General features: G+C 52.3%; 26 protein-coding genes and 1 pseudogene. 16 read left to right on the top strand and 11 right to left on the bottom strand.

The annotated features are described in order from the left end of the window. Window positions 1–120: 120 nt before the first annotated feature. The 3 genes from Q397_RS0109155 to Q397_RS0109145 are packed head-to-tail and all read left to right on the top strand — an operon-like array spanning window position 121 to window position 2926. Window positions 121–900, top strand: coding sequence for a MinD/ParA family protein (locus Q397_RS0109155; protein ID WP_028879167.1), 780 nt, complete (start codon window positions 121–123; stop codon window positions 898–900). A gap of 12 nt (window positions 901–912) precedes the next feature. Continuing rightward, window positions 913–2550, top strand: coding sequence for a YML083C domain-containing protein (locus tag Q397_RS0109150; RefSeq protein WP_028879166.1), 1638 nt, complete (start codon window positions 913–915; stop codon window positions 2548–2550). Window position 2551: 1 nt separating this feature from the next. Continuing rightward, the gene (locus Q397_RS0109145) at window positions 2552–2926 is read left to right on the top strand and encodes a tunnelling fold family protein (RefSeq protein ID WP_028879165.1); all 375 of its coding nucleotides are present in this window, start codon (window positions 2552–2554) and stop codon (window positions 2924–2926) included. Here Q397_RS0109145 and Q397_RS0109140 read toward each other — a convergent pair. Further along, window positions 2923–3348 (bottom strand): flagellar export protein FliJ, encoded by a 426-nt coding sequence (locus Q397_RS0109140; protein WP_028879164.1) that lies wholly within the window; start codon window positions 3346–3348, stop codon window positions 2923–2925. The two genes, Q397_RS0109145 and Q397_RS0109140, sit on opposite strands and share 4 nt — an antisense overlap. 11 nt (window positions 3349–3359) lie before the next feature. Then, entirely contained in the window at window positions 3360–4760 is a 1401-nt protein-coding gene (gene fliI / locus Q397_RS21795) for a flagellar protein export ATPase FliI (protein ID WP_051609870.1), read from the bottom strand. 219 nt (window positions 4761–4979) lie between these two features. Between fliI and ctrA the strand changes: the two genes are divergently transcribed. Further along, window positions 4980–5678, top strand: coding sequence for a response regulator transcription factor CtrA (ctrA, locus tag Q397_RS0109130; RefSeq protein ID WP_028879163.1), 699 nt, complete (start codon window positions 4980–4982; stop codon window positions 5676–5678). A 381-nt stretch (window positions 5679–6059) separates the two neighbouring features. Here the strand turns inward: ctrA and Q397_RS21790 are convergent. The 5 genes and pseudogenes from Q397_RS21790 to Q397_RS0109105 all read right to left on the bottom strand — a co-directional run. Next, a pseudogene (locus tag Q397_RS21790) lies at window positions 6060–6893 on the bottom strand (CheR family methyltransferase); the annotation flags it as partial. Then, window positions 6893–8032 (bottom strand): protein-glutamate methylesterase/protein-glutamine glutaminase, encoded by a 1140-nt coding sequence (locus Q397_RS0109120; RefSeq protein ID WP_028879162.1) that lies wholly within the window; start codon window positions 8030–8032, stop codon window positions 6893–6895. The gene Q397_RS0109120 and the pseudogene Q397_RS21790, both read right to left, overlap by 1 nt. Window positions 8033–8074: 42 nt before the next feature. Further along, complete coding sequence (locus Q397_RS0109115) at window positions 8075–8440, bottom strand: response regulator (protein ID WP_028879161.1); 366 nt, start codon at window positions 8438–8440, stop codon at window positions 8075–8077. Between the two features lie 112 nt (window positions 8441–8552). Beyond that, window positions 8553–11321 carry a hybrid sensor histidine kinase/response regulator gene (locus Q397_RS0109110; protein WP_028879160.1) on the bottom strand — a complete coding sequence of 923 codons (2769 nt, stop codon included), beginning with the start codon at window positions 11319–11321 and terminating at the stop codon, window positions 8553–8555. 213 nt (window positions 11322–11534) lie between these two features. Then, window positions 11535–12200, bottom strand: coding sequence for a histidine phosphotransferase family protein (locus Q397_RS0109105; protein ID WP_028879159.1), 666 nt, complete (start codon window positions 12198–12200; stop codon window positions 11535–11537). A 47-nt stretch (window positions 12201–12247) separates the two neighbouring features. On the opposite strand from Q397_RS0109105, the gene Q397_RS0109100 reads away from it, so the two are divergent. Then, entirely contained in the window at window positions 12248–13453 is a 1206-nt protein-coding gene (locus tag Q397_RS0109100) for a DUF2478 domain-containing protein (protein ID WP_028879158.1), read from the top strand. 1 nt (window position 13454) lies between these two features. Here the strand turns inward: Q397_RS0109100 and Q397_RS24045 are convergent, their stop codons facing one another. Then, window positions 13455–14384, bottom strand: a complete 930-nt coding sequence (locus Q397_RS24045; protein WP_028879157.1) for a response regulator — start codon at window positions 14382–14384, stop codon at window positions 13455–13457. A gap of 145 nt (window positions 14385–14529) precedes the next feature. Here Q397_RS24045 and Q397_RS0109090 point away from each other — a divergent pair, with 145 nt between their 5' ends. From Q397_RS0109090 to Q397_RS0109080, 3 genes are read left to right on the top strand one after another with little or no spacing between them, the layout of a single operon-like run. Beyond that, window positions 14530–15426 carry a hydrogen peroxide-inducible genes activator gene (locus Q397_RS0109090; protein WP_028879156.1) on the top strand — a complete coding sequence of 299 codons (897 nt, stop codon included), beginning with the start codon at window positions 14530–14532 and terminating at the stop codon, window positions 15424–15426. A gap of 2 nt (window positions 15427–15428) precedes the next feature. Beyond that, entirely contained in the window at window positions 15429–15767 is a 339-nt protein-coding gene (locus Q397_RS0109085) for a CidA/LrgA family protein (protein ID WP_028879155.1), read from the top strand. Further along, window positions 15764–16480 (top strand): LrgB family protein, encoded by a 717-nt coding sequence (locus tag Q397_RS0109080; RefSeq protein WP_028879154.1) that lies wholly within the window; start codon window positions 15764–15766, stop codon window positions 16478–16480. The genes Q397_RS0109085 and Q397_RS0109080 overlap by 4 nt, the downstream gene beginning before the upstream one ends. Here the strand turns inward: Q397_RS0109080 and Q397_RS0109075 are convergent. Further along, window positions 16473–17867: an aminotransferase-like domain-containing protein gene (locus Q397_RS0109075; RefSeq protein ID WP_028879153.1), complete on the bottom strand. Its 1395-nt coding sequence runs from the start codon at window positions 17865–17867 to the stop codon at window positions 16473–16475. The two genes, Q397_RS0109080 and Q397_RS0109075, sit on opposite strands and share 8 nt — an antisense overlap. Before the next feature lie 118 nt (window positions 17868–17985). Between Q397_RS0109075 and Q397_RS0109070 the strand changes: the two genes are divergently transcribed. The 8 genes from Q397_RS0109070 to Q397_RS0109035 all read left to right on the top strand — a co-directional run bounded on the left by Q397_RS0109070 (window position 17986) and on the right by Q397_RS0109035 (window position 24451). Then, window positions 17986–18237 (top strand): DUF1127 domain-containing protein, encoded by a 252-nt coding sequence (locus Q397_RS0109070; RefSeq protein ID WP_051609869.1) that lies wholly within the window; start codon window positions 17986–17988, stop codon window positions 18235–18237. A gap of 3 nt (window positions 18238–18240) precedes the next feature. Then, window positions 18241–19128: an EamA family transporter gene (locus tag Q397_RS0109065; RefSeq protein WP_028879151.1), complete on the top strand. Its 888-nt coding sequence runs from the start codon at window positions 18241–18243 to the stop codon at window positions 19126–19128. Next, a complete protein-coding gene (locus Q397_RS0109060; protein WP_028879150.1) occupies window positions 19122–19667 on the top strand; it encodes a LysE family translocator in 546 nt (181 codons plus the stop codon). The genes Q397_RS0109065 and Q397_RS0109060 overlap by 7 nt, the downstream gene beginning before the upstream one ends. 12 nt (window positions 19668–19679) lie before the next feature. Beyond that, window positions 19680–20384 carry an alanyl-tRNA editing protein gene (locus Q397_RS0109055; protein ID WP_028879149.1) on the top strand — a complete coding sequence of 235 codons (705 nt, stop codon included), beginning with the start codon at window positions 19680–19682 and terminating at the stop codon, window positions 20382–20384. An 18-nt stretch (window positions 20385–20402) separates the two neighbouring features. Then, entirely contained in the window at window positions 20403–21182 is a 780-nt protein-coding gene (locus Q397_RS0109050) for a PhzF family phenazine biosynthesis protein (protein WP_028879148.1), read from the top strand. Window positions 21183–21256: 74 nt separating this feature from the next. Next, on the top strand, window positions 21257–22036 hold the full coding sequence (locus Q397_RS0109045; protein ID WP_028879147.1) for a PhzF family phenazine biosynthesis protein: 780 nt from the start codon (window positions 21257–21259) through the stop codon (window positions 22034–22036). After that, the gene (locus tag Q397_RS0109040) at window positions 22033–22491 is read left to right on the top strand and encodes a GNAT family N-acetyltransferase (RefSeq protein ID WP_028879146.1); all 459 of its coding nucleotides are present in this window, start codon (window positions 22033–22035) and stop codon (window positions 22489–22491) included. The genes Q397_RS0109045 and Q397_RS0109040 overlap by 4 nt, the downstream gene beginning before the upstream one ends. Before the next feature lie 67 nt (window positions 22492–22558). Continuing rightward, window positions 22559–24451, top strand: a complete 1893-nt coding sequence (locus Q397_RS0109035; RefSeq protein ID WP_051609868.1) for an SLC13 family permease — start codon at window positions 22559–22561, stop codon at window positions 24449–24451. A gap of 82 nt (window positions 24452–24533) precedes the next feature. Here the strand turns inward: Q397_RS0109035 and Q397_RS0109030 are convergent, their stop codons facing one another. Both Q397_RS0109030 and Q397_RS0109025 read right to left on the bottom strand, forming a co-directional pair. After that, complete coding sequence (locus Q397_RS0109030) at window positions 24534–25214, bottom strand: ABC transporter permease (RefSeq protein ID WP_028879144.1); 681 nt, start codon at window positions 25212–25214, stop codon at window positions 24534–24536. Then, window positions 25211–25906 carry an ABC transporter permease gene (locus tag Q397_RS0109025; protein ID WP_028879143.1) on the bottom strand — a complete coding sequence of 232 codons (696 nt, stop codon included), beginning with the start codon at window positions 25904–25906 and terminating at the stop codon, window positions 25211–25213. Before Q397_RS0109025 ends, Q397_RS0109030 begins: the two co-directional genes overlap by 4 nt. Window positions 25907–25947 lie beyond the last annotated feature (41 nt).

Raw genomic sequence — 25947 nt, 5'->3', positions numbered from 1 at the left:
AAACCTCAGTGTTTCTGCGGTGTCTTTTTATGTATAAACGCTGTGGTTAACGAATTGAAAATCTTTCCCTAATTGTTCGGTAACTATTTACCACTAAATATAATACCCATGTTTGCGGCTATGACCAACTTAACCCCAGCACCAACAACCCGCAAAGGCGGCAACGTTTTTGCCATCGCATCGGGTAAGGGTGGCGTGGGGAAGACCTGGTTCGCAGTGACGCTGTCTCATGCGTTGGCGGATCTGGGTCAAAGAACCCTCCTGTTTGATGGCGACTTCGGTCTCGCCAACGTGGATATCCAGCTGGGCCTGATGCCCAAATGTGATTTATCCGGCGTTGTCGGGGGCAATCTCACCCTCAACCAAGCTGTTCAACCCTTTGATGAAGGCAACTTTGACATTATTCCCGGTCGATCCGGCTCAAACGCCCTCAACCACATCCCTGCCAATCAGGTACAGCACCTTGGCAATGATCTCGCTGTGCTTGCGGCTTCCTATGATCGGGTGATTGTAGACTTGGGTGCTGGGATAGACCGCCCGACCCGTCAGTTGACCACCAAGGCAGGTACTTGTCTTGTTGTCACCGCTGACGAACCGACAGCCATGACGGACGCCTATGCTTTTATCAAGACCATGGCGAAAGAACGTCCGGGTCTGGACCTGCGTATTGTCGTAAACCAAAGCGATTCTATCCGCGATGGGGAGCGCACCTACAATACATTGCGCCGCGCGTGTGAAGGCTTCTTGGGGATTTCGCCGCCCTTGGCAGGTGTGATTCGCTGGGACAAGCGGGTTCGTGATACAATCAAGGCTCAGCAGCCTTTGCTCACCCACGCGCCCACCTGCGCGGCAGCAAGGGATGTTGTCAGTATCGCCAATAGCCTGTTGTCACCCTATTAACGGACGGACCCTATGACCAGTGTTGCCCCGCCGCCCCCTCCACCGCCCCCTGCGGCCCAAGGAAGCGCAGCACAATTAACCGTCAGCCTGCCACCAAATGCAGGGCAAGCCGCGGCTGCCCTGTCCCAACTGGCACTGGACAGCCTGATCTCAGGGCTCATTAAACCTTCTGGCAGCGCAGGTGAAGTCCTGCTGCAAACCAGCCTTGGTCCCTTACAGTTTAAAGCCCCGTTTGCCCTGCCCGCAAACGCAGAGGCCACCTTTAAACTGATCCAAACCGAGCCCAGCGTCCAGCTACAGCTCACCCATATTAACGGCAAGCCCCTGCCTCCCAATACGCCAGCCAATCGGGTTATGGTTCTTGCTCATCAAATGATGCAACCTGCCCCGACCGGTACAGGGCAGGCGTCCCCTAATCCGGCCGGCCAACCTGTCGGCACACCGACAGGCGCATCAGCACCTGCGACCCTTCTCAATCTCAATGCTGCAAACGCCATGAAGGCCTTTGTTCTGAATCTTGGGACAGCTTCCCCCCCTACGGCAGGAACCTCGACGCAGGCCCAAACCGCGCCGATCAACACTGTTCAAACCGGTATAAAAAATCCGGCGACCACATCAGCCGCACCGATGACGGGGAATACAACCATCCTCACCACCACCAGCCCCCAAGGCCAAGGTACCTTCCAACCCGGCAATCATTTGAATGTGCGGCTGTTGTCCGTGCAACTGCCGGAACAGCCTGCAAGCCAGATAGCACCTACAACAGGTACCCCCCTTGCCAGCACCGTGATTGTGCAGGGGACTGTCATGGGAACAACAGCGACCCAGCAGCCAATCATCAAAACCCCTCAAGGGCAGATTGCCCTAGATACCACCGCTAAAATGCCGGATGGCACCAGCGTAAAAATCGAGGTCCTATCTTCTAACCGCCCCTTAAGTGGCGCCAGCCCCGCGGCCGCACCAGTTGGCCCCGCCCCTGCGCCCCTGACCCAAAAATGGCCGGCCCTCGAAGAAACCTTGAAGACCCTACGCGACCTTAACCCCGGCCTTGCCGACCATGTTGCCAAAGCCATGCTACCAAAACCGGACAGTCGCCTTGCCCTTAATATGCTCTTTTTCCTTAAAGCCCTGGGGCGCGGCAATTTTAAAAACTGGGCGGACGAAAATGCGATCAAAGTCCTTGCGCGGACAAAACCCAACTTGCTTGGCAAACTGGAAAATGATTTCCAGAACTTAAGCGATAAAGCCAAAGTCCCCACCAGTACAGATTGGAAAATTGCTTTTGTTCCGATGCAAAATAACGGTCAAATTGATCAAATTCGCATCGCCCAACGAGATCATAAGGACGAGCAAAACGGCGGGAAGGAAGACCCCGGCGTGCGTTTTGTCATCGACATCAATCTATCGCGCTTGGGGGAATTGCAATTTGATGGTCTTGCAAAAGACAAATCCAAACGGTTCGATTTAATCATCCGCGCCAAGAAAGCCCTGCCCGGCTTTATGCGCAAAGAAATTCACGACATCTTTGATCACGGTATGTCCGTTCTGGGGTTTGAGGGAAAAATCAGCTTTATCGTGACAAGTCAGTTCATTAATGTAGAAGGTATTCATCCACAGAACGCCTCCCTCAACCTTGGTATGCTGGTATAATATGACCCTGACTGAGCGCCGCGCCCTTATCACCACACACAGTAACCCCAACAAAGCCCTTGATTATATCATCACCTTAAAAGGCGGTGATCAAAGCCGCGGGATCGTGGTTTCTTTTCGCTATATCCCTGACAAGGTCATTCTGGATCACGCTGCTTTCACCAGCTATCTGCACGCCATCTTCAACGACTGCACGTCATTGGAAGAAGCAGGCACCTGGATCCTTGAAGATATGAACAACGAACTGGTGGCACGCTGGCTACAGGTCAATCTGACACAACATAAAGACGAGATGTCAGAGCATCTGGTGGTTTTAGAAGATCACCAGCCGCAGTGGAACAATACACATCTGAAAGACCGTTTCGCCAAGATTTAATCCGACTGATTGTTGCGATAGAGATTCATCGCAATTTCATCCATCTCGATATTTTCTTTGCGCTGACGTTCATCGGCTTCACGTTTTTTGCGGTTTTTCTCCGCTTCTTCGTAGACCTTTAATTCCTGGAAGGCCGTATTGACCTCATCACGGGCGGCTTCGACTTCCTGTTCTTTCTGTGCGATCGCCTGCACGATTTCGTCCCGGATCAACATGGCGCGTTGATGGAAGCGTCCATAGGAAAACATCGCCTGTTCCGGCGTGGATTGGGCGATCTGTTGTTCGTTTGCAATCTGGGCATACAGATCTTTCAGCTTTTGCTCCAGATCATTTAACTCCCCATACAGCAGGCCCAGCACGCGACGTTTTTCATCCACGCGGTACTTGTGCAATCGGATCAGGTTTTCCAGCGTTTTACCCATGGGCGCTTATCCTAAAACTGCTGCGGAGCTTCCAGTTGACCTTGCGGGGCACCCAATTGGGACACATCCCCGTTAAAGTCTTTATATTCCATCCCCAACAACTGCGCCAATGCCATATATCCGGTTTCAAGGTCCATCGGCTCGTTTTTATTTTGCGCAAGGAAGGCTTCTAGGGCGGGGTTATAATAAACGGCCTCGTCCACTTTCGGGTCTGTGCCTTGCCGATAGGCCCCCAATCGGATCAGTTCCGCCATATCTTCATAGGTGGACAGAAGCTGTCGCGCTTTAAAAACCAAAGCATTTTGTTGATCATCGTTACAGTCCGGCATGGTCCGCGATACACTGCGCAACAGGTTGATCGCCGGATAGCGTCCGCGTTCCGCGATGGCACGATCCAGCACGATATGCCCATCCAGAATACCGCGCACCGCATCCGAGATCGGCTCGTTATGATCATCCCCTTCCACAAGGACTGTAAACAGCCCCGTGATACTGCCCTGCCCTTGTCCTCCCGGGCCTGCGCGTTCCAAAAGGCGCGGCAGTTCAGCAAAAACAGAGGGGGTATAGCCTTTAGAGGCAGGCGGTTCCCCGACCGACAGGCTAATCTCGCGCTGGGCCATGGCAAAACGGGTGACACTATCCATCAAGCACAGGACATCGCGCTGTTGATTACGGAAATATTCCGCCACCGCCATCGTCACATAGGCGGCTTGGCGGCGCATCAACGGGGGCTCATCAGATGTGGCGACAATCACCACACTGCGCGCCAACCCTTCTTCGCCCAAATCATCCTCAATAAATTCCCGCGCTTCACGTCCCCGTTCCCCGATCAGGCCGATGACGGAGATTTCGGCTTCCGTACTACGGGCCATCATGGACAGGACCGTCGACTTCCCCACACCGGAGCCGGCGAAAATGCCCATCCGCTGCCCCCGGCAACAGGTCAGGAAGGTATTGATCGCGCGCACGCCCAAATCGATCTTGCCGCCCACCCTTGTGCGTTCATGGGCAGAAGGCGGCGTGCCTTTAATCACGAACGGATTAGGGCCAACCGGCAGCGGTCCTTTGCCATCTACAGGTTCTCCCATGGCATTTATCACGCGTCCGGCCCAGGCTTCACAGGGGTACAAAACCGGCTCGCGCTGCCCAACTTCGACGCGATCCCCCATGGCAATTCCGTCCACCGACCCAAACGGCATCACAAGCGCGCGCCCATCACGAAAACTCACCACTTCGCAGGTGATCCATTCCCGACGGCGCACGCGGATACGGCAATGATCCCCAATGGATAAAGCCCCTTGAACCCCACCAACCTCGACCATCAGGCCTTGCACAGCCGCGACCCGACCGAACACATTGTAGGATGGCAGCTTATCAACTTCTGCGATTATATTATTGACTAAAAAGGCCACAAAGGTCCTCCCTAAACACTGCTGGCGCGCATGAAACTTTAGGGCAATATACTCCATTTACCGGAAATGACAAACCCCTTGACAGGATTATGTACCTTTTGCGACTCGTGAGAAAACTTGGACTTTTTCCAAAAAATATCTTTGCAAGGATTCGGCCCTATGGTAAAAGTTAACAAAAGGTTAATGAACCGTTAACGCCAATTTTTTTGGGGATCGGCCATGCGTGCATTACTCGTCGAAGACAATCCTAGCGAAGCGAAAGCCATCGAATTGATGCTCAAATCGGCCGGTATGGTCGTGGATGTCACCAACTATGGTGAAGAAGGCATCGAGATCGGTAAGCTCTATGACTATGATATTATCATCCTTGATCTGATGTTGCCAGACATTGATGGGTTTGAAGTGTTACGGGCGCTGAGAAGCTCCAAAGTGGACACGCCAATCCTGATTCTGTCCGGCCTTGATCAACCGCCAGAAAAAGTCAAAGGCTTTGAAATCGGTGCTGATGACTATCTGACCAAGCCTTATAATAAGGATGAACTGGTCGCCCGTATCCACGCGATCGTGCGCCGTTCCAAAGGTCATTCCCAGTCCGTGATCAACACAGGCAAACTGTCTGTCAACCTCGACAACCAGACTGTGGAATGTGAAGGTAAGCCCGTTCATCTGACCAGTAAGGAATATGGCATTCTGGAACTGCTGTCTCTGCGTAAGGGCTCAACCCTGACGAAAGAGATGTTCCTCAACCACCTTTACGGCGGTATGGACGAACCTGAACTGAAGATCATTGATGTTTTTGTCTGTAAGCTGCGTAAAAAGCTGACTAAAGCGACCGACGATAACTACATCCACACCGTCTGGGGTCGGGGCTATGTACTGCGCGATCCCGATGCGGAAGAACAGCCCGCGGCAGAATAGACCGCCACCAACTCAAAGAAAAAGCCGATCCGGTATTTTACGGATCGGCTTTTTTTATGGCTTTTTAATATCCGGCTTGGGCGGCAATGGTCTGCCGGGGCTAGCCGCAGGACGCGGCGCACCGGGTCTGGGTGGTGGGGAGCCTGCCGGACGAGGTGCCACACCGGGACGTGGCGGCGGTGATCCGGCCGGACGCGGTGGTGGGGAGCCTGCTGGACGTGGTTGCAAAGCAGGGCGCGGGGCTGCTGGTGCCCCTGCCGGACGTGGTGGCGGCGTAGCCCCTGTCGTACCGGCAAGCGGTCTGCCTTCGCGCATATGTTTAGGTTGCTGGAACCCCGACGGTGCAGCAGGTGCCGCAGGTCGTGCAGCATCCGTAGTTGCCCCATCACCAAGGGATCCTGTACCGGTGGTGCGCGCATAAATCCCGCGCAATCCCTGTACCGGCTTAAACGCATCAGAGATACCCAGCACGGTTTCCGCCCCGCCAAGGTACAAGACGGCATCATCAGTCATCTGTTGCGCCATACGACCCAACACTTCGCCTTTGGTTTGCTGATCAAAATAGATCAAGACATTACGACAAAAGACAACATCAAACGTCCCCAGTGCCTTCATATCTTCCAGCAGGTTAAATTCCTTATACTGGACCATAGCCCGTAAACCTGAGTCGATCTGCCACAGATCGTCACGTTTTTTAAAGTACTTAACAAGATTTTGGACAGGCAGTCCACGCTGGACCTCAAACTGGGAATAAAGCCCGGCTTTCGCTTTCTCCAACATTTCTTTGGAGATATCAGTCCCTATGATTTCCACACGCCAACTGGCAAGCTGGCTGGCAAATTCTTTCAACACCATAGCAATGGAATAGGGTTCCTGACCACTGGAAGCGGCCGCACACCAAATCCGAAATGACTTCTTCTGCGCGCGTGCTTTCAACAGGTTCGGCAGCACGGTTTCGCGGAAAATGTCAAACGGCTTGATATCGCGAAAGAAGAACGCCTCATTCGTCGTCATCGCTTCCGTAATCTCGTCGGCGAGCACATTATCCATGCGGGCACGCAACGTGCTAACCAACTCTTCCAAGCCTTTCATGCCACGCTTTCGCGCAACAGGCATCAACCGGCTTTCCAGAAGATAGGCTTTATCCTGCGTCAGCACCAGACCGGAACGGTCCTTCACCAAAGTTGCAAGAAACTGAAAATCATCAGGTTTCATCAAACACCCCCAGAAGCGGCTTTAACAACATAGGATGAAATGTCATCCAACGGCAACACAGCGCTGCAAATCCCGGCTTGGGCCACAGCCCCCGGCATCCCCCATACAACACTTGTCGCTTCGTCCTGTGCAATCAGATCGCCGCCGTTTTCAACAACAACCTGACCACCTTTTAATCCATCAGACCCCATACCCGTCAGGATTACAGTCAGAACCTTGCGCCCATAAGATGCCACGACACTGCGCAACATCGGGTCCACAGCCGGACGACAGAAGTTTTCCGGCGGGTTCTGGTTTAGTTTGAGTATCTTTTGCGGTCCACTACCTTCAACAGTCATGTGAAAATCCCCCGGCGCAAGATAGACTTGTCCCGGCTGGATCAACATGCCATCGCTGGCTTCCTGACAGGGCCAGCCTGTCATTCTGTTGATATGTTCCGCCAAAATTTTGGTAAAGGTCGCCGGCATGTGTTGCGTAATCACAATCGGCTGACGCACCTTGCCATGCATCCCCTTAAGGACGTTAAACAAGGCCTGCGCCCCCCCTGTAGAACTGCCGATCGCAATAATATCAGGGCGTTCTTTTAAGGAACGCGGGCGTAATTTAACTTCTTTTACCGGCTTTGGCTGCAGCGGCGCGGCAGGGCGCGGCGCAATCCCGCGCGGACGTGACACACTGACAGATGGCGCGCCTTTGGCTTTGCGGCGCGCTTCCCCGTGGATATGGACTTTCTCGATCAGTTCCGTCCCGAAATCCTGTCCACCGGACAGTTCACGCGATGACGACGGTTTGGGGATATAATCGACTGCACCGGCCTGAAGGGCTTTTAAGCTGATATCCGCATTTCTGGACGTCAGGGTCGACGCCATAATGACGCGGATATCCTTGTCGATCTCCAGCATCTTTGGCAACGCTGTCAGACCATCCATCACCGGCATCTCGATATCCAGGACAACAACTTCCACTTCGTTGCGCGCCAGGCTGTCGACTGCCATCTTGCCATTACCGACCGAGGACACAACCTTGATATCGGCATGTGCCTCCAGCATCCGGGTGATTAAACCACGTACAACAGCAGAGTCATCCACCACCATGACCCTTATCGGGTTTTCGTTTTTGGGTGCAGCGTTCAGTGACATATTTTTTCCAACAAGACCTGTCAAAAGATCCTCAAAAAGTAATTACAAAAGACCGACTTGCGAAAATTTCGCCTGAATAATTTCGCTATCAAACGGTTTCATAATGTATTCATTTGCCCCGGCTTCGATGGCTTCCTGAATATGTTCTATATCGTTCTCCGTTGTGCAGAAAACAACCACCGGCTCGTCACCGCCTGGCAATTTACGCAATTCGCGCAGATATTCGATACCGCTCATGACCGGCATATTCCAATCAAGCAATACCGCTGTAGGCATAGCCTCCTTACACGCATCCAGAGCCTGTTGCCCATCGGCTGCTTCAATCGTGTCAAAGCTCAATTCCTGAAGAATTTTACGTGCCACCATACGGATGACTTTTGAATCGTCGACAATCAAACAAGATTTCATTTCTTTTCGGTTCCCCTCGGCTTGGATCGCCTTAAACACTGTCCCTGAGATTGAGGGACAGCCTACTCTTAACTAAGGTAAAGCAGTAGACTGTCAAACTCAACACTCTTAGTTATTTGACAGTCAATATTTCCATCAAAGTTTGCAACAGCGCATCACGGTCAAACTTGGCACAATAGTCATTAAACCCGACTTCGCGGCCCCGTTCAAAATCCTGCTCGGTTGCATGTGAAGACAGGGCAATCATCGGCACGTACTGCCAACGTGTATCGCTCCGCACTGCCTCGGCAAATTCGAAGCCGTTCATTTCCGGCATTTCGATATCACTGACGATGGCGTCAAATTCACGACCAGCAGAACGTAACTCAAGGGCTTTCTTGGCATTTTCAGCCGTGGACACTTTGTAACCTGCCACAGACAGAACCGGTGTCAGAAGGTTTCTGAAGAACGGGCTGTCATCGACCAGCAGGATACGCGGGCCGCCGACTTTATCATCACCGTACGCTGTCGCAGATTCCGCACGACCAAACCAGTCCGGGAACGCTTTTGTCAGATAGTAACCGGCGTCGATCAGATCGGTCGCCTTACCACTGATCACCGCAGAACCGACAAAGCCTGCACGGTCGGATGCCAACTCGATATTCAGATGATCTTCAACGATATCGACGATTTCATCCACAACCAGACCCATGGAGTGATCACGATCCGTGAACACCAGTACAGGCTGACGACCATCTTCTTTCCAGACATGTTCCGGGTCGATCGGAATCAACGGCATCAACTGGCCACGATACTGAACAACCGGGTTCTTGCCGGAGTATTCGATCTTGGTCACATCCACTTCTTCAAGACGCGCAACCAAGGCCAAAGGCACAGCCTTAAGCTCTTCTCCGCCTGCGCGGAAGATGAGGATAGACGTTGTTTCCCCACTCGAGGAGGTCGCAACATTTGTCGATGCCGCTTCAGAATTACCCATTGCGACTTCACCTGTTGTGGCGGCAATCCCGTTCGGGTCAAGGATCATGATGACGCTACCATCCCCAAGGATTGTGTTCCCCGAGAACAGAGAAATATGACGCAGGATCGGCGCAACCGGTTTCACCACGATCTCTTCCGTATCGAAGACGCGATCAACAATGATACCGAAGGTGTATGTCCCGACCTGTGTCACAACGATGAACAATTCGTCATTTTCCAGATCAACCTTACGATCGCCCAGCGACAAATGATCATGCAGTGACACCAACGGCAGCAGACGGTTGCGCAAACGCAAGACCGGTGCATCGTTGATCATTTCAATGCAATTGTCGGAGGCGGAAGAGGTACGGACCAACTCCAGAACACTGATTTGCGGGATGGCAAAACGTTCGCCGGAACATTCAACAACCAGCGCAGATACAATCGCCAACGTCAGCGGGATCTTGATGGTAAAGGTCGAGCCTTTGCCTTCAATGGATTTCAGCTCGATCGTGCCACCAATTTTCTCGATGTTCGTGCGGACCACGTCCATCCCCACGCCACGACCGGAAACCGACGTCACTTTCTGGGCGGTGGAGAAACCGGCACGGAAGATAAACTGGTGAATCTGCTGATCGGACATGGCTTCCAGATCGCTTTCGCTCGCCAGACCGTTTTCAATGATTTTTTCACGGATACGCGCCGTATTCAGGCCTTTACCATCATCGGCGATTTCGATGATGATGTGACCACCTTCGTGATAAGCGTTCAGGGTAATGGTCCCGACTTGCGGTTTACCCAAGCTTTCACGAATGTCCGGTGTTTCCAGACCGTGATCGGCAGAGTTACGAACCATATGCGTCAGCGGATCTTTAATCAGTTCCAAGACCTGACGATCAAGTTCGGTTTCCGCACCGATCATTTGAAGATCGATTTTCTTATTCGCTTCGATGGACAGGTCACGGACAATACGCGGCAATTTCGCCCATGCGTTACCGATCGGCTGCATCCGTGTCTTCATGACGCCTTCTTGCAGATCGGATGTAATGTGGCTCAAACGTTGCAGCGGCACTTTAAAGACGCTGTCGTCAGACCCACGCACCATTTGCAAAAGTTGGTTACGGGTCAGAACCAGTTCGGACACCAATGTCATCAGATTTTCCAGCAATTCGACATTGACGCGAATGGTCTGGTTGGCAACCGATGTTTCTTTAGCAGCCCCAGATGGTTTTGGCGCTTCTGCTTTTTTCTCAACAGGCTTCGGCGCAGGGGCCGGAACTTGCGGCGCGGGGGCCGGTGTGCTCGGCGCTGGTGCAGGTGTAGAAGAGGTTTTTTCCGCTTCCATTTCCGCTTTCATCTGGGCATCAAGCTCAGCCTGGCTTGGGGCTTTCGCCCCACTAGCCACAGCTTGTTCGACTTCCAGCAACAGCTCTGCAGCAACCGGGAAGCCACGTTCATCAAGTGTCGGACCACTGCTTGGTGCAGCCGGTGCCGGATCCGCGGCAGGCGCAGGAGCTTCAGCAGCAGGTGCCGCAGCTTCAACCGTTTTACCTTCCGCCATCGCATTTAACTGGTCAATCAGATCCTGATCGTTGCCATCCGGCTCGGACTCGGTTTCTTCCAGCGCTTGCAGCAGTTCTTTAATGGTATCGATTGCGTGCAAAATCAGCGTCACAGCCTGCGGCGTTACTTCCAAGGTTCCTTCACGGAATTTACCGAGAACGTTTTCCCCCGCATGCGCAACCTTTTCCAGACGCGGCAGACCAAGGAAGCCACATGTCCCTTTAATGGTGTGCATCAAACGGAAAATGTTCGAAAGAATTTCCGTATCATTCGGATTTTGCTCGAACTTCACCAGTTCAGAGTCAAGCACCATAAGACTCTCGGAAGTTTCCGTTATGAATTCGCTAAGGAGATCATCCATGTCTGCACCTTTCTTTAGACTTTGCCCCGAAGGCAACCTATCGCACGCATATGCGTTGATTCAAATTTAAGATACAGTACCTAAAAAATCTCTGATTCAAAAAAGAAAAACGACATCATTCCACATTCGAAATATTATTTTCATAATATTTACGAAATGAAACTAATTTACCTTCACAGAATATCCATATTAAATATGGCAGAACTCTTGGCTTTAAACTTCCAATGGAATAATAACGGCGAGCTGAACACAATCAGGCTCTGGACTGAAAATTTCAAAGTCCACACCAAGGTCTTGCGCCAATTTTGCCATAAAATAGGGCTGAACCGTGCGCGCTGTCAGCGAATCTTCGCGAGCATCCGGTGCAATTGCACTTTTAATCTCGTCCTTAATATGGGCTTTTGGGCCGTCCACAACCAACGCCACTCCCAAACCTTCTGGTAGAACAGCCTGACTGATACTCAGCGTTCCATTACGGGGCAGACACTCCAGCCCCAGCATGACTAGATTTAGGATCACCTTAATCACATCTTTAGGAACATTTTTTTCCTGATCCTGCCAAGGTAAATCCGCCAACACCGGCCAATTTAGTCTCACGTCCTGTTTAATATAGCGTTCAGCCAGTTTTCGACCTTCTGCAAAGGACATTTGCCCGGCCCCGCCACCGGACAGACCAAAGGCCACCCGATAAAATTCCAACCGCGCCGCCGCTTGCTCTGCGCTTTGGGCGATCATGTCGGTGGCATCCGCCATAACATCGCTCATCCCTTCCCCAAGAAGCTCAATTCCATGGTTAACGGAGCCCACCGGACCAACCAAATCATGGCACAGACGCGAGCATAATAATTCGGCGACTCTCATATCGACCTGAATACCCATGGAGTTTTAATCCTTCTCTTGTTAAATTGGACGCAGCAGATGGATAGATGAAAAGCGAAACGCATCAAATGTCAACACCTATGGCAAAACCAATTCGACTCGGTGGCGTCCTTTACGCAGCCGACACACCGGAACGCAACGCCTTACGTGATTTTGCACAAGAATTGCAAAAACGCGGCTGGCACGTTGCGGGACTGGTCCAAGAGTTTGCCTACAACACCTCCGGTGAAAAAATCGGACTGGATGCCGTCGATATTCGCACCGGTGAACACCTCCCCCTTGCCCGCCCCAGCAAAGAAGATCGTGAAAATGGCACCTGCGGCTTTGACCTTGGGCGCCTGAGCGAAACCTCCCGCGTACTGCGCGACGCCATGCAAGCTCCCGCCGATCTTTTAATTGTTGAAAAATTTGGCGAACGAGAACAAGACGGGCGCGGTCTTGCCGACGAGATTGTCGCCGCTGCTATGCAAGGCATTCCGACCCTTGTCGCCGTGCCCGCCAGCGCCCTTGAAACCTGGAATGAGTTTAGCGGACGTCTCGGCACCCTCCTCCCCCACGATATGGATAGCCTCTGGCACTGGTGGCCGAAATGGAACCTCTATAAAGAACTCACCCTCGGCATCCCGGACCAGCGCCCCGTTCAAATCGTGATCGGGGAAAAGGCCATTCTTGTGGAAGGCCCGAACGGTTGCGGCGTCACGGCCAACCCGTCAGGTCAAGGCCATCCGAATTTCACCACCGAAAAAACCCTAAAAGACCTTGCCCGTGACAACCAAAACCGCGCAGATATCCTCGCCCATGCCCTAGGTATTGCCGCCACCCTTGCCCATCACAACCGCTATGACCTCTGCGGGCCGGATACAAGCGGCCTTGACCATTTCAAAGGAAAAGATGACAGCGTGCTTGTCCTTGGGCACTTCCCGAAAGATCGCGCTTATTCTAACAACAGCCACACCATCGCGCCGGACAACGCCGTTCAACACCTCTACGACCACGCCTATGACGGGGTCATCCTGCCGTCACACACGTTCAGAGAGGGGGCACTCGCCACCTTGTTGCGCTTGAAAGGCACGGCCCAAACTGTCATGGTCGGCCCCGAAACACCCCTGTGTCCCAATTTATTTGACTACGGGATCAACGTGCTGTCTGGCCGGATTATCACCGACGCCACAAAAGCCGCTGATCTTGTCACCGCCGGGGCCAGCCCAAAAGAACTAAAACCCGTCAGCCGTTACATCACTCTAAACCAATAGGTCAGCCGCGCGCCTGCACTAAAATGGCCTGTGTAATCTGCCGTGCGCTCGCGACATCGGCATTTTTATCAAATCCAAGCTGAATGGCTTTGTTCAACGGTGTCAACAGCTGCACATCACGTGCGACAGGGACACCGCCGGAATTGCGAATGTTATTTACGATCCCCAACAGGGTCTGGCACAGTTCCGACACATGATCATATTGGGTGCCGTCCAGTCGACGGTTGGCATCTTCGGCAGCATAGCGCAATCGATCCAGACACAGACGCGCGGTTGCATCCACCTGCCCCGTGGTCAAACGCGGTGTTACAATCGTCACCAGTTCGTTGATATCATCCGCATGCGATTCCAGCGCCTTGGTATTAACGCTTTGGATCGCCGCATCCACCATCGCCTGTACCTCGTCCACACTACCTTCATTCAAAGCACGTGCTTTCAACGTATTGGGCGGGACAAACTGTTCGGCGTTGGCTTCTTTCTGGGATTTGGCCTGCCGGGTTGGGCCAACATAATCACCGGTCACAACAAAGGGTTTACGCTGATGGATCAAACGACCGACACGACGCATCAAAGTCGCAACATCAAACGGTTTTGACAACAGATCGTCGGCCCCCGCCTGAATAACCTTTTTCACCAATTCCGGCGTTGGGTTTTCCGCGAGCGCCGAAACAACCAGAAACGGATTATTCCCGATCTTATGATGGCGCAGATCATTCACGAATTCTGAAAAGTCACCATCGGGTAAATTTGTTTCCGCGATTAAAAGTTCCGGCATTTCCACATCAAAGCTCTGTTTGACAAACGCCAGATTATGCCCCGTTAAAATCTTGCGAAATCCAGCCTTGATCAAGGTCTTCTTTGCGATTGTCCTTGCCTTGTGGTCAGGGTCGGCAATAACCACCGTGACCTTGTCAAAACGTTCCTGTACCATGACGCTGCCCTTATTTTCTCGTTCTTATACCTAAAGTTATGCCATTTTCTCTCAATCATAAACACAAAAAACACAGATACTACAACGCGAGGTTAAAAAACCTTTCATTTGCCAATAAATAAAAGCTGTTTTATAGATTATTCCTATGAACGCGACATACACACTCAAGCACCTGAAATATTTTATCTCGGTTGCAAAATTCAAACATTTTGGCCAAGCCGCTGACGCTTGCTTTGTCACCCAGCCGACCCTCAGCGCCGCCATTCGGGAATTTGAAGATATTCTTGGCGTGCAGCTTCTGGAGCGAACAAAGCGCAGTGTCCTCGTCACCCCTATCGGCGAGGAAGTGCTAAAGCGCGCAAAAGATATCATGGTACAGGCCGATAGCTTGATGGAAATGGCCCGCGCCAAAGGCTCTCCCTTAAATGGTGAATTACGTCTTGGGGTCATCCCGACAATCGGCCCTTACTTGCTGCCACAGATCATGGAAGACGTGCGCCGCCACTTCCCCGATCTCACCCTATATCTAAAAGAAGACCAGACCGAACGTTTACTCGCCGCCCTCAAGGAAGGCCAGCTTGATGTGCTGATCCTAGCGCTTCCCTACGAAAGCGACACCATTGACAGTTTCACCTTTATGCAAGATCGCTTTTACTGTGCCTTGCCAAAAGACCATCCACTCGCCAAGAAAAAGCAGATCGAGAATCAGGAGATTATTTCTGAAAACCTCCTGCTGCTTGAAGAAGGTCACTGCCTGCGCGATCACGCCATGGCCGCCTGCTCTTGGGAAGGGGCGCGCAATATCAACGAATTTGGGGCAACCAGCCTGTCCACCATCGTTCATATGGTCGCCAATGGTCTGGGGATTACGCTCCTGCCGGAAATGGCGATCAAAGCCGGTATCACACGCGGCACCGACCTTGTGACCCTGCCCCTGTCTAAAAACAGTCCGCCCCGTGATATTGGTTTGGTCTGGCGCAAAACATCCGGTCGTAAAGAAGAGTTCACCCTTCTAGGACAATTCCTGAGAGAGATTAGCTGATCATGCTGATGTATTTTTTCCTGCTCTGCGCCCTGCAACTGGTCGGGGAAGCCATCGTCTTTTTGACAGGCGCGCCCATCCCCGGCCCGGTTATCGGGATGGCGTTATTATTGTTGATCCTGATCGTCAAAAACGGCGTACCCGATGGGTTGGATCAAGCAGCAGGCGGCTTGCTTAAAATTCTGTCGCTTTTGTTTATCCCTGCAGGGGTCGGCGTTTCCCTGCATTTTAATTTGATTGCGGCCGAATGGTTACCAATCAGTGCCGCCGTCTTTGGCGCAACCTTGCTGACTATTGCCTTTAGTGGCCTTGTCATGAAGCTACTGGATAAATCGTCATGACCCTGCTTACGGATCTATGGGCCCATCTGGCACAAACACCCCTTTTGGGAATTTTCGTCACCCTTGGCTGTTTTTGTGCGGGTAACTGGATGTATCAAAAGACAAACCAACACCCGCTTGCCAATCCGGTCCTGTTTTCCATCATCACCATTACGTTTATCCTGTGGATCACGAAGACCGACTATCTGACCTACTTTGACGGGGCCAAATACATCCATTTTCTGCTCGGTCCGGCAACGGTTGCTCTGGCGGTGCCGCTGTATAAAAATCTGCACCATGTCAAAGCTGCCCTTTTCCCCATTTTCGCAACCGTTATTCTGGGCGGGCTTTTTGCCATCGCAAGCGGAGTCGGCGTCGCCTATCTGCTGGGTGGAAGTGCTGAAACCCTTCTTTCCCTCGCGCCAAAATCCGTCACGGCCCCTGTTGCCATGGGATTATCGGATATTATCGGTGGCACCCCTTCATTGACGGCGGTGCTGGTGATCCTCAGCGGGGTCACGGGCGCTGTACTGGGCGGGGCCGTCCTTAGCCTTGTCGGAGTAAAAGATAAAAAAGCCCGCGGCATTGCTGTCGGCATTGCCTCACATGGGATCGGGACCGCACGTAAGCTCAATGTCCATGAAACCGCAGGCGCTTTTGCGGGGCTGGGCATGGGACTCAACGCCTTGGCGACCGCCCTACTGCTGCCCCTTTTAATGCTGTTTTTCACATAACGCTTTGGAAGGCGTGAATTTCTTCCTCAATCAAGTCACCCAACCGTTTCATGCCTTCCGCGACATTTTCAAGGTTGGGTGGCGCACCATAACAGATCCGCACCGCATTTAGCGGAGTACCTTTGCCGGTATAAAAGACCGAAGAGGGCAAGATCGAGACATTGCGTTCGCGCGCACGAAGACTAAACATGTCGGATGTCCACGGATAGGGCAACTTTAACCAACTGTGATAGCAGCGCGGCATGGATTGAATATCGCGGCCCTTAAAGTTTTCAAACAGGATTTCCTGACGCTGCAAGGCTTCCGCGCGGTGCCATTCCATCATCTCAAAAATCTTGCCATTTTCAATCCAGCGGCAGGTGACTTCCACATTCAAAGGGGCCGCCATCCAATTGCTTAAACGCATACAGGCCGCAACCGATTGTACCTTCGCGCTTGGTGCCAGGACAAAGCCAACCCGAATACCGGGGCTCACACATTTGGAAGCCCCGTTCAAATAAAAGGTCTGCTCCGGCAACATACGGGCAAAAGGCGTATGGGCTGCTGGATTGTCATGCAAAAAACCGTAGATATCATCCTCGATGATCCAGATGCCATATCGCGTGGCAATTTCGGCAATCTGCTTTCGACGCTCAAAGGGCATGATGGTACTGGTCGGATTCTGGTAGTTCGGCATGCAATAGAGCACACGCGCACCGGTCTGCACGATCGCATCTTCCAATCGTTCCGGGATGATCCCATGTTCATCCATGGCAAGCCCTGTAACCTTTAGGCCCAATTGGCTCGCCAAGGTGCGGATGCCGGGATAGGTATATTCTTCACACAACAACGTATCACCCGCACGCACCAGCGCCATCAAGGACAAAGTCATGGCGTGCTGTACCCCGTTGGATACCACAATACGATCCGCGTCATCCGGTGCATTATGATGCGCCGCCCATTTTGCAAAGGATCGTCGGTGATGTTCCATCCCTTGTTCACTTTGATAGCGCATCAAGGCCCCAAGGCCGGGGTCTTGCGCCACCACCATGAGGGATTGTCGCAAATATTCCACCCGTTCCCCTTCTGCGGGGAAGTTCAAACTAAAGTCATAAGTGTCCGGATTGATATCATAGGGGATATGAAACGGATGGCCCGTCGCATCATCCGGTCGCACGTAGGTTCCGCGCCCGACTTCCCCTACAACCTGCCCCCGACGCACCGCTTCGGCATAGGCCCGCGACACGGTCCCTACGGTCACCCCAAGGTCATAGGCCAGATCACGATGGGTCGGCAAACGGTCATTGGGTTTCAGGACACCTTCTTTGATCGCATCATCAATTGCATCCGCGATAGCGATATAGCGGGGACCTTTGCGATCTTCAATTTTCGGTATCCATGAGGGCATTTTAGTAATCCTGAAAATATTGTTATGGTGACAATGCATCAATTGACGTCACATTGTATCGATTGATAACTTTATTGTCATCAAGTAATTTTCACAAACACAGGCGGAGTAACGACCGATGAGACAGGAATGTATCGATACAATCGACACACAAACTGCCCCGCAGCTGAGCTGGGGCCAATGGGCAAAGACCGGCGCGCGCATGGTCAAGGCGGATGCACTCCAGCTTGTGACCTTGCTCTGGACATGGCATGAGCGATCACGCCAACGTTTCAAAATGAGACAAATGTCCGACGACATTCTCAAAGATATCGGCCGCTCCCGTGCCGATATCGAGAAAGAAGCGCAAAAACCTTTCTGGAAGGCATGATTTATGAAACCCGGTCATATCTTCCTCGCTGTCTGTGTGATGGCGGCATGGGGGGTCAATTTCGTTGTCATTAAAGTCGGGCTGGAAAGTTTCCCCCCGATTTTATTGTCCACTTTGCGCTTCGGGCTGGCGGGGCTTCCACTGATTTTCATCTGGAAGACCCGCCCTGCTCCCCTTCACTGGATTATTGCGATTGCCCTTTGCCTTGGCATTTTTAAATTCAGCCTTTTATTTATCGGCATGGATTTGGGGTCCGGCGCGGGCTTAAGCTCTCTTGTTTTACAAATGCAGGCATTTTTCACGGTTATTCTGGCGTTCTTCTTACTTGAGGAACGCCCGAGCCGACGTCAACTTTTCGGCATGACCCTTGCTTTTATCGGCCTTGGTTTTGTCCTTGTTGAACAGGCCGAGGAAAAAAGCGCGCTGTTAGGTGTCACCTTTGTCGTGTTTGGCGCTCTCTTTTGGGGGCTATCCAATCTTGCCATGAAGAAGGCACAAAGCAGCAATCCCCTGTATCTGATCATCTGGGTCAGCGCTTTTTCTGCGCCCGTGTTGTTTGCGGTTTCCTGGTTTTACGAAGGACCGGACGCCATCAGCTATGCCGTCACGCATCTTTCCTACAGCGGGATTGGTAGCGTGGTTTATCTGGCGTTTATCGCAACCCTCATGGGATTTGGCATCTGGGCCTTTTTGTTTAAGACCTATGCGGCCGGAACAGTTGCGCCCTTTTCCCTCCTGGTGCCGATCTTTGGCCTCAGTTCGTCTGCGATCATTTTAAATGAACCAATCACCATCAACATTATGGTTGGTGCGATCTTGATTATCACTGGTCTCTATTTCAACACCATCCCCGCGGGCTTCCTGTTAAAACGAAAGTCAAAAGCATGTTGAACTTTGCCCTTTTTGCACTCGTCAGCTCCATCACACCCGGCCCGAACAATTCCATGCTCATGGCCTCTGGTGTGCGTTTTGGGATCAAACGGACCTTGCCCCACCTGTTTGGCATTAATCTGGGCTTCGGTTTTATGTTTTTGGCGGTGGGTTCTATTCTGCCACTCCTTCCCACTGGCACGATGGCAATGCTGGAATGGGTGGCCATGGCTTTGTTGCTCTATATCGCCTTCAAGATTGCCACCGCACCGACCAGTTTTGATGAAGAAACCGCCAACGACAAACCTTGGGGATTCTTTCGCGCGGCGGCCTTTCAATGGATCAACCCCAAAGCCCTGATGATGGCGTTTGCCGGGGCAAGTTCTTACGGTCTGGACGCCGTCACCGGTGCCATCGTCTTTACCTCTGCAAACGTGGTCTGTGCCACCTGGATTTTTGCCGGTGCATGGCTGCGCCATTTCCTGATCGACAATCCCCTGAGAACCCGTATCCTCTATGTCATGCTTGCCATGATCATGGTTTTATCAATGATCTTATAGGGAGAAAAACTTATGACGAAAGAACTGTTTCGTGAAGACAGCTATCTAAAAGAATGCACTGCAACAGTCACCAACACTAAAGACAACGCCATCATACTGGATCAAACCGTCTTTTATCCAACAGGTGGCGGCCAGCCCGGCGATTGCGGCACCCTCACAAGCGATGAAGGCCAGACCTACCCCATCATCGATACCGTAAAAGACCGTGACAGTGGCGACCTGCTTCACATCGTTGCTGAGGGAACGGCTCTGCCCGCTGTGGGCAGCCCTGTTACCTGCACCCTTGATTGGGATCGACGCTACAAACTGATGCGCATGCATACTGCCCTTCATATCCTCTGTTCCAAAGTGGATGCGGCGGTGTCCGGCGGCTCCATCGGGTTAGACAAAAGCCGGCTGGATTTCGACCTGCCTGAAAGCCCTGATAAAGAAGCCCTGAGCGCCGCGCTGAATGCAGAAATTGACGCAGATAAACCCGTCACTATTGGCACCATCACCGATGCCGAACTGGACGCAAATCCAGACCTGATCCGCACCATGTCGGTTAAGCCACCGATGGGGCAAGGAACTGTTCGCACAATCACCATCAGTGATGTAGATTACCAACCTTGTGGCGGAACCCACGTGCGCTCAACGGCTGAAATCGGTCCCATCCGCGTTGGAAAGATCGAAAAAAAGGGCAAACAGAACCGTCGCATCAATATCCATTTCGCCTAACTTTGGAATACACAATTAATGAAACTCGATATCTATCAAGTCGATGCCTTCGCCGATAACGTCTTTGAAGGCAATCCCGCCGCTGTCGTCCCCCTCACAGACTGGCTGGACGATGACACCATGTTGGGCATTGCGGCGGAAAACAACCTGTCGGAAACGGCCTTTTTCGTCCCCACCGACGGTGGATTCCATCTACGTTGGTTCACTCCAACCGTTGAGGTACCGTTGTGCGGACATGCCACCCTTGCCACCAGCTTTGTGATTTACCGCGAACTGGGCTGGGACAAGGATGAAATCACCTTTGAAACTAAAAGCGGCCCGCTGGTGGTCAAGCGCCGTGACGATGGTTTTGTGATGAACTTCCCGACAAAGCCGCCAACCCCCTGCGCGATCCCCGACGGTTTGGAAGAGGCGTTTGGCGTTAAACTGCTTGAAGCGCATCAAAACCGGTTTTGCCTTGTCGTCTGCGAAAACGAAGAAGATGTCATCAATTCCAAGCCCGACCATCAGGCCCTTGCCCGCATTGAACCGGCGGACTTTATCCTGACCGCGCGCAGCAAAAAATATGATTTTGTCTCACGCTGCTTTGCTCCCTCCCATGGGATCGAAGAAGATCCCGTGACCGGGTCCGCCCATTGTGTCTCCGCCCCCTTCTGGGCAGAGCGTCTGGGGAAAACCTCGCTAAACGCCCGTCAGGTCTCCAAACGCGGTGGCAATATCCAATGCGATGTAAAAGGTGACCGTGTTGATCTCTTTGGGCGTGCTCAGCTCTACTTAAAAGGCCAGATTACCATTTAAAAGACTGGAAAATAGATTGGAGAATACGCTAGCATGTAAGCCTTGTGTCTTCTCCAATCAATCCGGCTTAAAAAATGCAACTGCCCTTTTTTCACGTTGATGCCTTTACGCAAAAAACACTTCAGGGAAATCCGGCAGCCGTCATTCCTCTGACAGCATGGCTCGACGATGCGTTGTTGCAAAAAATCGCCGCCGAAAACAATGTTTCGGAGACGGCTTTTTTTGTGCCGACGGACAAAGGCTTCCATCTGCGCTGGTTCACCCCCACAACCGAAGTCCCGTTATGTGGTCACGCGACCCTTGCGGCCTCTTCCGTCATTTTTAATGAACTGGGGTTTGACAAAAATCTTATTCATTTTGAAACACAAAGCGGGGAACTGATCGTCCTTAAAAAAGGCGACGATATCATCATGGATTTTCCCACCAAAGCCCCCAAACCCTGTCCCATCCCCGCGGGATTGAGCGAGGCCTTGGGCGTGCCGATCCTTGAAACCCATGAAAATCATTTTGTTCTTTGCGTCGTCAAAAACGAACAAGATGTCCTCAACGCCACCCCCGACCACAACGCCTTGGCAAAGATTGCGCCGGGTGAGTTTATTTTAACCGCCCGCAGCCGCGATTATGATTTTGTCTCACGCTGTTTCGCCCCCGGTCACGGCATTACAGAAGATCCGGTCACAGGGGCCGCCCATTGTGTCTCCGCCCCTTATTGGGCGGATAAGCTGGGCAAGGCCACCTTGCGCGCGCGCCAAGTTTCAATGCGCGGCGGGGATGTGACCTGCACCTTAAAAGGCAATCGGGTTGAACTCATGGGGCAATGCAGCCTGTTTCTCAAGGGAACAATCTTCTTATGAGCCTCACCCTCACAGAAGCCACGACGGCACAGGATTACGACACTATCAAACAGCTTTTTCGAGAGTATCAGACCGCACTGGGTGTTGATCTGTGCTTTCAAGGGTTTGAAACCGAACTTGAAAACCTGAAACTAAAATACGACGTCCTGCTGTTGGCATATTGGGATGGTGCTATCTGTGGCTGCGTTGGCATGTGGCCGCTGACCGCGGATCAAACCTGCGAAATGAAACGCCTTTATGTGCGCGACCAGTTTAAGGGAAAAGGTATTGGCAAAATTCTGGCCCAGACCATTTTAGACAAGGCCAGTGCACGGGGCTTTAAAACCATGCGACTAGACACGTTGGCACACTTAAAAGCTGCCCTTTCTTTATATAGTCAACTGGGTTTCGAAGCATGTGATCCGTACTACACCAACCCGTTAGACAACGTGGTGTATCTGGAAAAATCATTATAAAGTTCTTGTACAATTGCTGAGCATGCGCAATATCTACAAAGTAGAATAACGATCTTGCAGGGGAAATATGAGCGCACTCGTGATGGACATCTTTGGGCCAAACTTTCAGATGTGGCTCACCTACATCATTATTTTGGCGGCTCTTATTGCCTATGCCATTGAAGATATTCCCGTCGAGTTAACCTCGTTGGTGACACTTGGATTTATTCTGGTCATTTTCCATATCTTCCCCGTCCTTGATGCGGACGGGAACAACCTTCTCAGCCCCAATACGCTCCTGTTAGGATTTGCAAATACTGGCCTGATCACTGTTCTTGCCCTTCTGATTGTGGGGCAAGGGATGGTCAGGACAGGCGTGCTTGAACGCGGCGCCCAAGTCCTGCTTAAATTGGGCGGCAAAAATACGTGGGTGACGATCCTCGTTACCCTTGTTGTCGGCATGCTCATTTCGTCCATGCTCAACAACATTCCGGTTGTGGTTATCTTTATTCCGATCATGCAGGCCCTTGCTGCACGGATTAACAAATCTGCCAGCAAGGTCATGATGCCCCTCAGTGCTGCCGCTGTTCTGGGCGGGATGATCACCCTGATCGGGTCAGGGACAAACCTACTGGTAAACTCTGCCCTCATTCAGTTGGGGGAAACGCCCTTCAAGTTCTTTGACTTTACGATCCCCGGTCTGGTTCTTGCCTCCGTCGGGTTGATTTACGTGGTCTTTGTCATGCCGCGCCTGCTGCCAGACCGCACAGGCGAGGAAGGCGAAAATAAGCACAACGGCAAACATTTTATTGCGCAATTGACTGTTGCGCCCGGCGCAAAACTGGTCGGCAAAGAAGCCATGGGCGGTTTTTTTAAAGAGCTACCCAACCTGACCGTACGCATGATCCAGCATCAAGGCACGAATATTCTGCCCCCCTTTGAAGATCATAAAATTCATCCCGGCGATATCTTAGTCGTTGCCGCGACCCGCAAAATCATTACCGAAGTCCTGACCAGCAACAACGGTTTATTGGAACCTCACCATCCTGAATTAGTGCAAAAGTCCCTGTCCTCCATGGAAGGAACCCATGCCAAAGAGGAGGGCGAAGAAGAAACCAAAACTCAGGACCGCATGTTGGTCGAAGTTATGTTGCCCCCAACCACCCAACTGTCCGGTCAAACCCTGCAAGGGATCAACTTTGCCGAACGTTCCGCCTGTAAAGTGATCGGCATCCAGCGTCGTTCGCGCATGATCCGCGCACGCATGGATGATATCCGTTTGCAAAGCGGTGATGTGCTGTTGGTGCAAGGCCACCCCAGCGACATTCACAATCTGCGCTCCAACCGTGATGTGATCCTGCTGGAATGGTCCAAGGAAGAACTGCCCGCCGTTCACCACGCGCGCCGTGCCCTCACCATCTTTATGGGGGTTGTGCTCTTGGCGGGCTCCGGCATTTTACCAACCGTAACCTGCGCCCTGATCGGGGCCGCCGCCATGGTTGCCATTGGTGCGCTGAATGTCCGTCAGGCCGTACGCGCCGTTGACTCAAAGATCGTCACCATGGTGGGTGCTGCCCTTGCCCTTGGCTCTGCCATGCAGGCAACAGGGGCTGCAAGTTTCCTCGCCCACGGGGTTGTGGATGCGCTTGATGGCGCGGGGCCACGCACCATGCTGTCTGCGTTGTTCTTGCTCATTGCCTTGCTAACCAACGTACTCTCGACGCAAACCTGTGCGGTTTTGTTCACCCCCATTGCTGTGTCCATGGCGCACGAGCTTGGGGTTGATCCCCGCGCCTTTGCGGTTGCGGTTGTCTTTGCCGCCAACTGTGCCTTTGCCACCCCGATCGGCTATCAGACCAACCTGCTGGTCATGGCACCGGGGCGCTATAGCTTTAAAGACTTTTTGATCGCGGGGACACCGCTTGTCTTTATCATCTGGATTGTGTTTAGCCTGTTTATCCCCAGCTTCTACGGCTTCTAGGAAACGCACTACAGCCACAAATAAAAAAGGCCTGTACCGATCCTCTCGGTACAGGCCTTTTCTTTATCTCTTGCTCTAACGCTTAGGCTTGAAAGCGCAGCATGCGTTTTTCAAGCCGCATCCAGACCTGAATAAACAGGAAGGTCAGCAGCAGATAAATCACACCGGCCGTGAAATACATTTCAATCGCCAGATAGTTCCGCGCGATGATCGTCCGGGTCATGCCGGTCAGATCAAACAGCGTAATGGTATAGGCCAGTGCCGAGCTTTTCAGCATCAAGATAATCTCGTTACCATAAGACGGCATCGCTATGCGCAAGGCCCGCGGGATCACGATCCGGCGATAAAGCGTCATTTTCGTCATACCGATGGCGATACCTGCTTCAATCTCCCCATGCGGGATAGACTGGATCGCCCCTCGGAAAATCTCAGCCGTATAGGCCCCGGTATTCAGGGCAAAGACGATCAAGGCACACCAATAGGCTTCGCGCAACACAGGCCATAAGAAGCTGTCGCGCACCGCATCAAACTGCGCCGCCCCGTAATAGAACAAGAACAGCTGAACCAGCAACGGCGTGCCGCGAAAGAAGAAGGTATAAATCAGGGGAATATTGCGTATCCACCAGTTTTGTGAACTGCGCATCAACGCAATCGGGATCGCAATAACAAAGCCAACAATGCAGGAAATAATGACCAGTTCCAGCGTCAGTAACGCCCCGTCCAACAATTTGGGAAGGGCGAGAAAAATTTCTTCCCAATTCATGAGCTGGCCCTCTTCACACCCTTATTGGCCCAACGTTCTGCATAGAGCTGCCCCACGAGAACGACCGATGTAATCAACAGGTAAATCACCGCAGCGATAAAATAGAACGTAAAGGGTTCTTTTGTGTTCTGGATCGCAATCGCTGAATTGCGCATCAATTCCGGCAAGGCAATCAAGGACACAAGGGACGTATCCTTCAGCAAGACCTGAAACAGGTTGCCCAGACCAGGGATGGCAAGACGCATGGCTTGAGGCAATGTGATCCGCCAAAACACCTGATTGGACCGCATCCCGATGGCAACCGCGGCTTCAATCTGACCTGCGGGCACCGATTGGATAGCACCGCGAAACACTTCGGTTGCATAGGCCCCAAACGAGACGCCAAGGGCGGTTACGCCCGCAACAAAGACGTTAATTTCAATATAGCCGTCGTAACCAAAGTTTTCCGCAATCCGGTTGATAACATCTTCCCCGCCAAAATAAACGAGCAAGACCACCAGAATTTCGGGGATACCACGCACGACAGTAGTATAGGACTGACCGATCCCGCGTAGCACCGCATAAGGCGACAGCTTTGCCGCAGCACCCGCCAAACCGAATATAAGTCCGATCACCAGCCCACCCAAGGCGACCTGTACGGTCATCCATGCGCCATAGGCTATCTGCGGACCAAATCCTTGTAGGTCGATCATAGAAAAATCCGAATAGTCAAAGAGAAAGGCCCCTGCTTTGT

This window comes from Terasakiella pusilla DSM 6293 (genome assembly GCF_000688235.1).
Classification (GTDB): Bacteria; Pseudomonadota; Alphaproteobacteria; order Rhodospirillales; family Terasakiellaceae; genus Terasakiella; species Terasakiella pusilla.
Note: the sequence above shows the minus strand (reverse complement) of the source record. Positions and strands in the feature narration are given on the sequence as shown.

Coding starts and splice junctions, on each gene's coding strand:
- Q397_RS0109040 (WP_028879146.1), top strand. CDS start 22,033: ATGAGCCTCACCCTCACAGAAGCCACGACGGCACAGGATTACGACACT.
- Q397_RS0109100 (WP_028879158.1), top strand. CDS start 12,248: ATGAAAAGCGAAACGCATCAAATGTCAACACCTATGGCAAAACCAATT.
- Q397_RS0109035 (WP_051609868.1), top strand. CDS start 22,559: ATGAGCGCACTCGTGATGGACATCTTTGGGCCAAACTTTCAGATGTGG.
- Q397_RS0109145 (WP_028879165.1), top strand. CDS start 2,552: ATGACCCTGACTGAGCGCCGCGCCCTTATCACCACACACAGTAACCCC.
- Q397_RS24045 (WP_028879157.1), bottom strand. CDS start 14,384: ATGGTACAGGAACGTTTTGACAAGGTCACGGTGGTTATTGCCGACCCT.
- Q397_RS0109105 (WP_028879159.1), bottom strand. CDS start 12,200: ATGGGTATTCAGGTCGATATGAGAGTCGCCGAATTATTATGCTCGCGT.
- Q397_RS0109025 (WP_028879143.1), bottom strand. CDS start 25,906: ATGATCGACCTACAAGGATTTGGTCCGCAGATAGCCTATGGCGCATGG.
- Q397_RS0109065 (WP_028879151.1), top strand. CDS start 18,241: ATGAAACCCGGTCATATCTTCCTCGCTGTCTGTGTGATGGCGGCATGG.
- ctrA (WP_028879163.1), top strand. CDS start 4,980: ATGCGTGCATTACTCGTCGAAGACAATCCTAGCGAAGCGAAAGCCATC.
- Q397_RS0109055 (WP_028879149.1), top strand. CDS start 19,680: ATGACGAAAGAACTGTTTCGTGAAGACAGCTATCTAAAAGAATGCACT.
- Q397_RS0109050 (WP_028879148.1), top strand. CDS start 20,403: ATGAAACTCGATATCTATCAAGTCGATGCCTTCGCCGATAACGTCTTT.
- Q397_RS0109075 (WP_028879153.1), bottom strand. CDS start 17,867: ATGCCCTCATGGATACCGAAAATTGAAGATCGCAAAGGTCCCCGCTAT.
- Q397_RS0109060 (WP_028879150.1), top strand. CDS start 19,122: ATGTTGAACTTTGCCCTTTTTGCACTCGTCAGCTCCATCACACCCGGC.
- Q397_RS0109115 (WP_028879161.1), bottom strand. CDS start 8,440: ATGAAATCTTGTTTGATTGTCGACGATTCAAAAGTCATCCGTATGGTG.
- Q397_RS0109120 (WP_028879162.1), bottom strand. CDS start 8,032: ATGTCACTGAACGCTGCACCCAAAAACGAAAACCCGATAAGGGTCATG.
- Q397_RS0109045 (WP_028879147.1), top strand. CDS start 21,257: ATGCAACTGCCCTTTTTTCACGTTGATGCCTTTACGCAAAAAACACTT.
- Q397_RS0109085 (WP_028879155.1), top strand. CDS start 15,429: ATGCTGATGTATTTTTTCCTGCTCTGCGCCCTGCAACTGGTCGGGGAA.
- Q397_RS0109090 (WP_028879156.1), top strand. CDS start 14,530: ATGAACGCGACATACACACTCAAGCACCTGAAATATTTTATCTCGGTT.
- Q397_RS0109030 (WP_028879144.1), bottom strand. CDS start 25,214: ATGAATTGGGAAGAAATTTTTCTCGCCCTTCCCAAATTGTTGGACGGG.
- Q397_RS0109155 (WP_028879167.1), top strand. CDS start 121: ATGACCAACTTAACCCCAGCACCAACAACCCGCAAAGGCGGCAACGTT.
- Q397_RS0109070 (WP_051609869.1), top strand. CDS start 17,986: ATGAGACAGGAATGTATCGATACAATCGACACACAAACTGCCCCGCAG.
- Q397_RS0109150 (WP_028879166.1), top strand. CDS start 913: ATGACCAGTGTTGCCCCGCCGCCCCCTCCACCGCCCCCTGCGGCCCAA.
- Q397_RS0109080 (WP_028879154.1), top strand. CDS start 15,764: ATGACCCTGCTTACGGATCTATGGGCCCATCTGGCACAAACACCCCTT.
- Q397_RS0109110 (WP_028879160.1), bottom strand. CDS start 11,321: ATGGATGATCTCCTTAGCGAATTCATAACGGAAACTTCCGAGAGTCTT.
- Q397_RS0109140 (WP_028879164.1), bottom strand. CDS start 3,348: ATGGGTAAAACGCTGGAAAACCTGATCCGATTGCACAAGTACCGCGTG.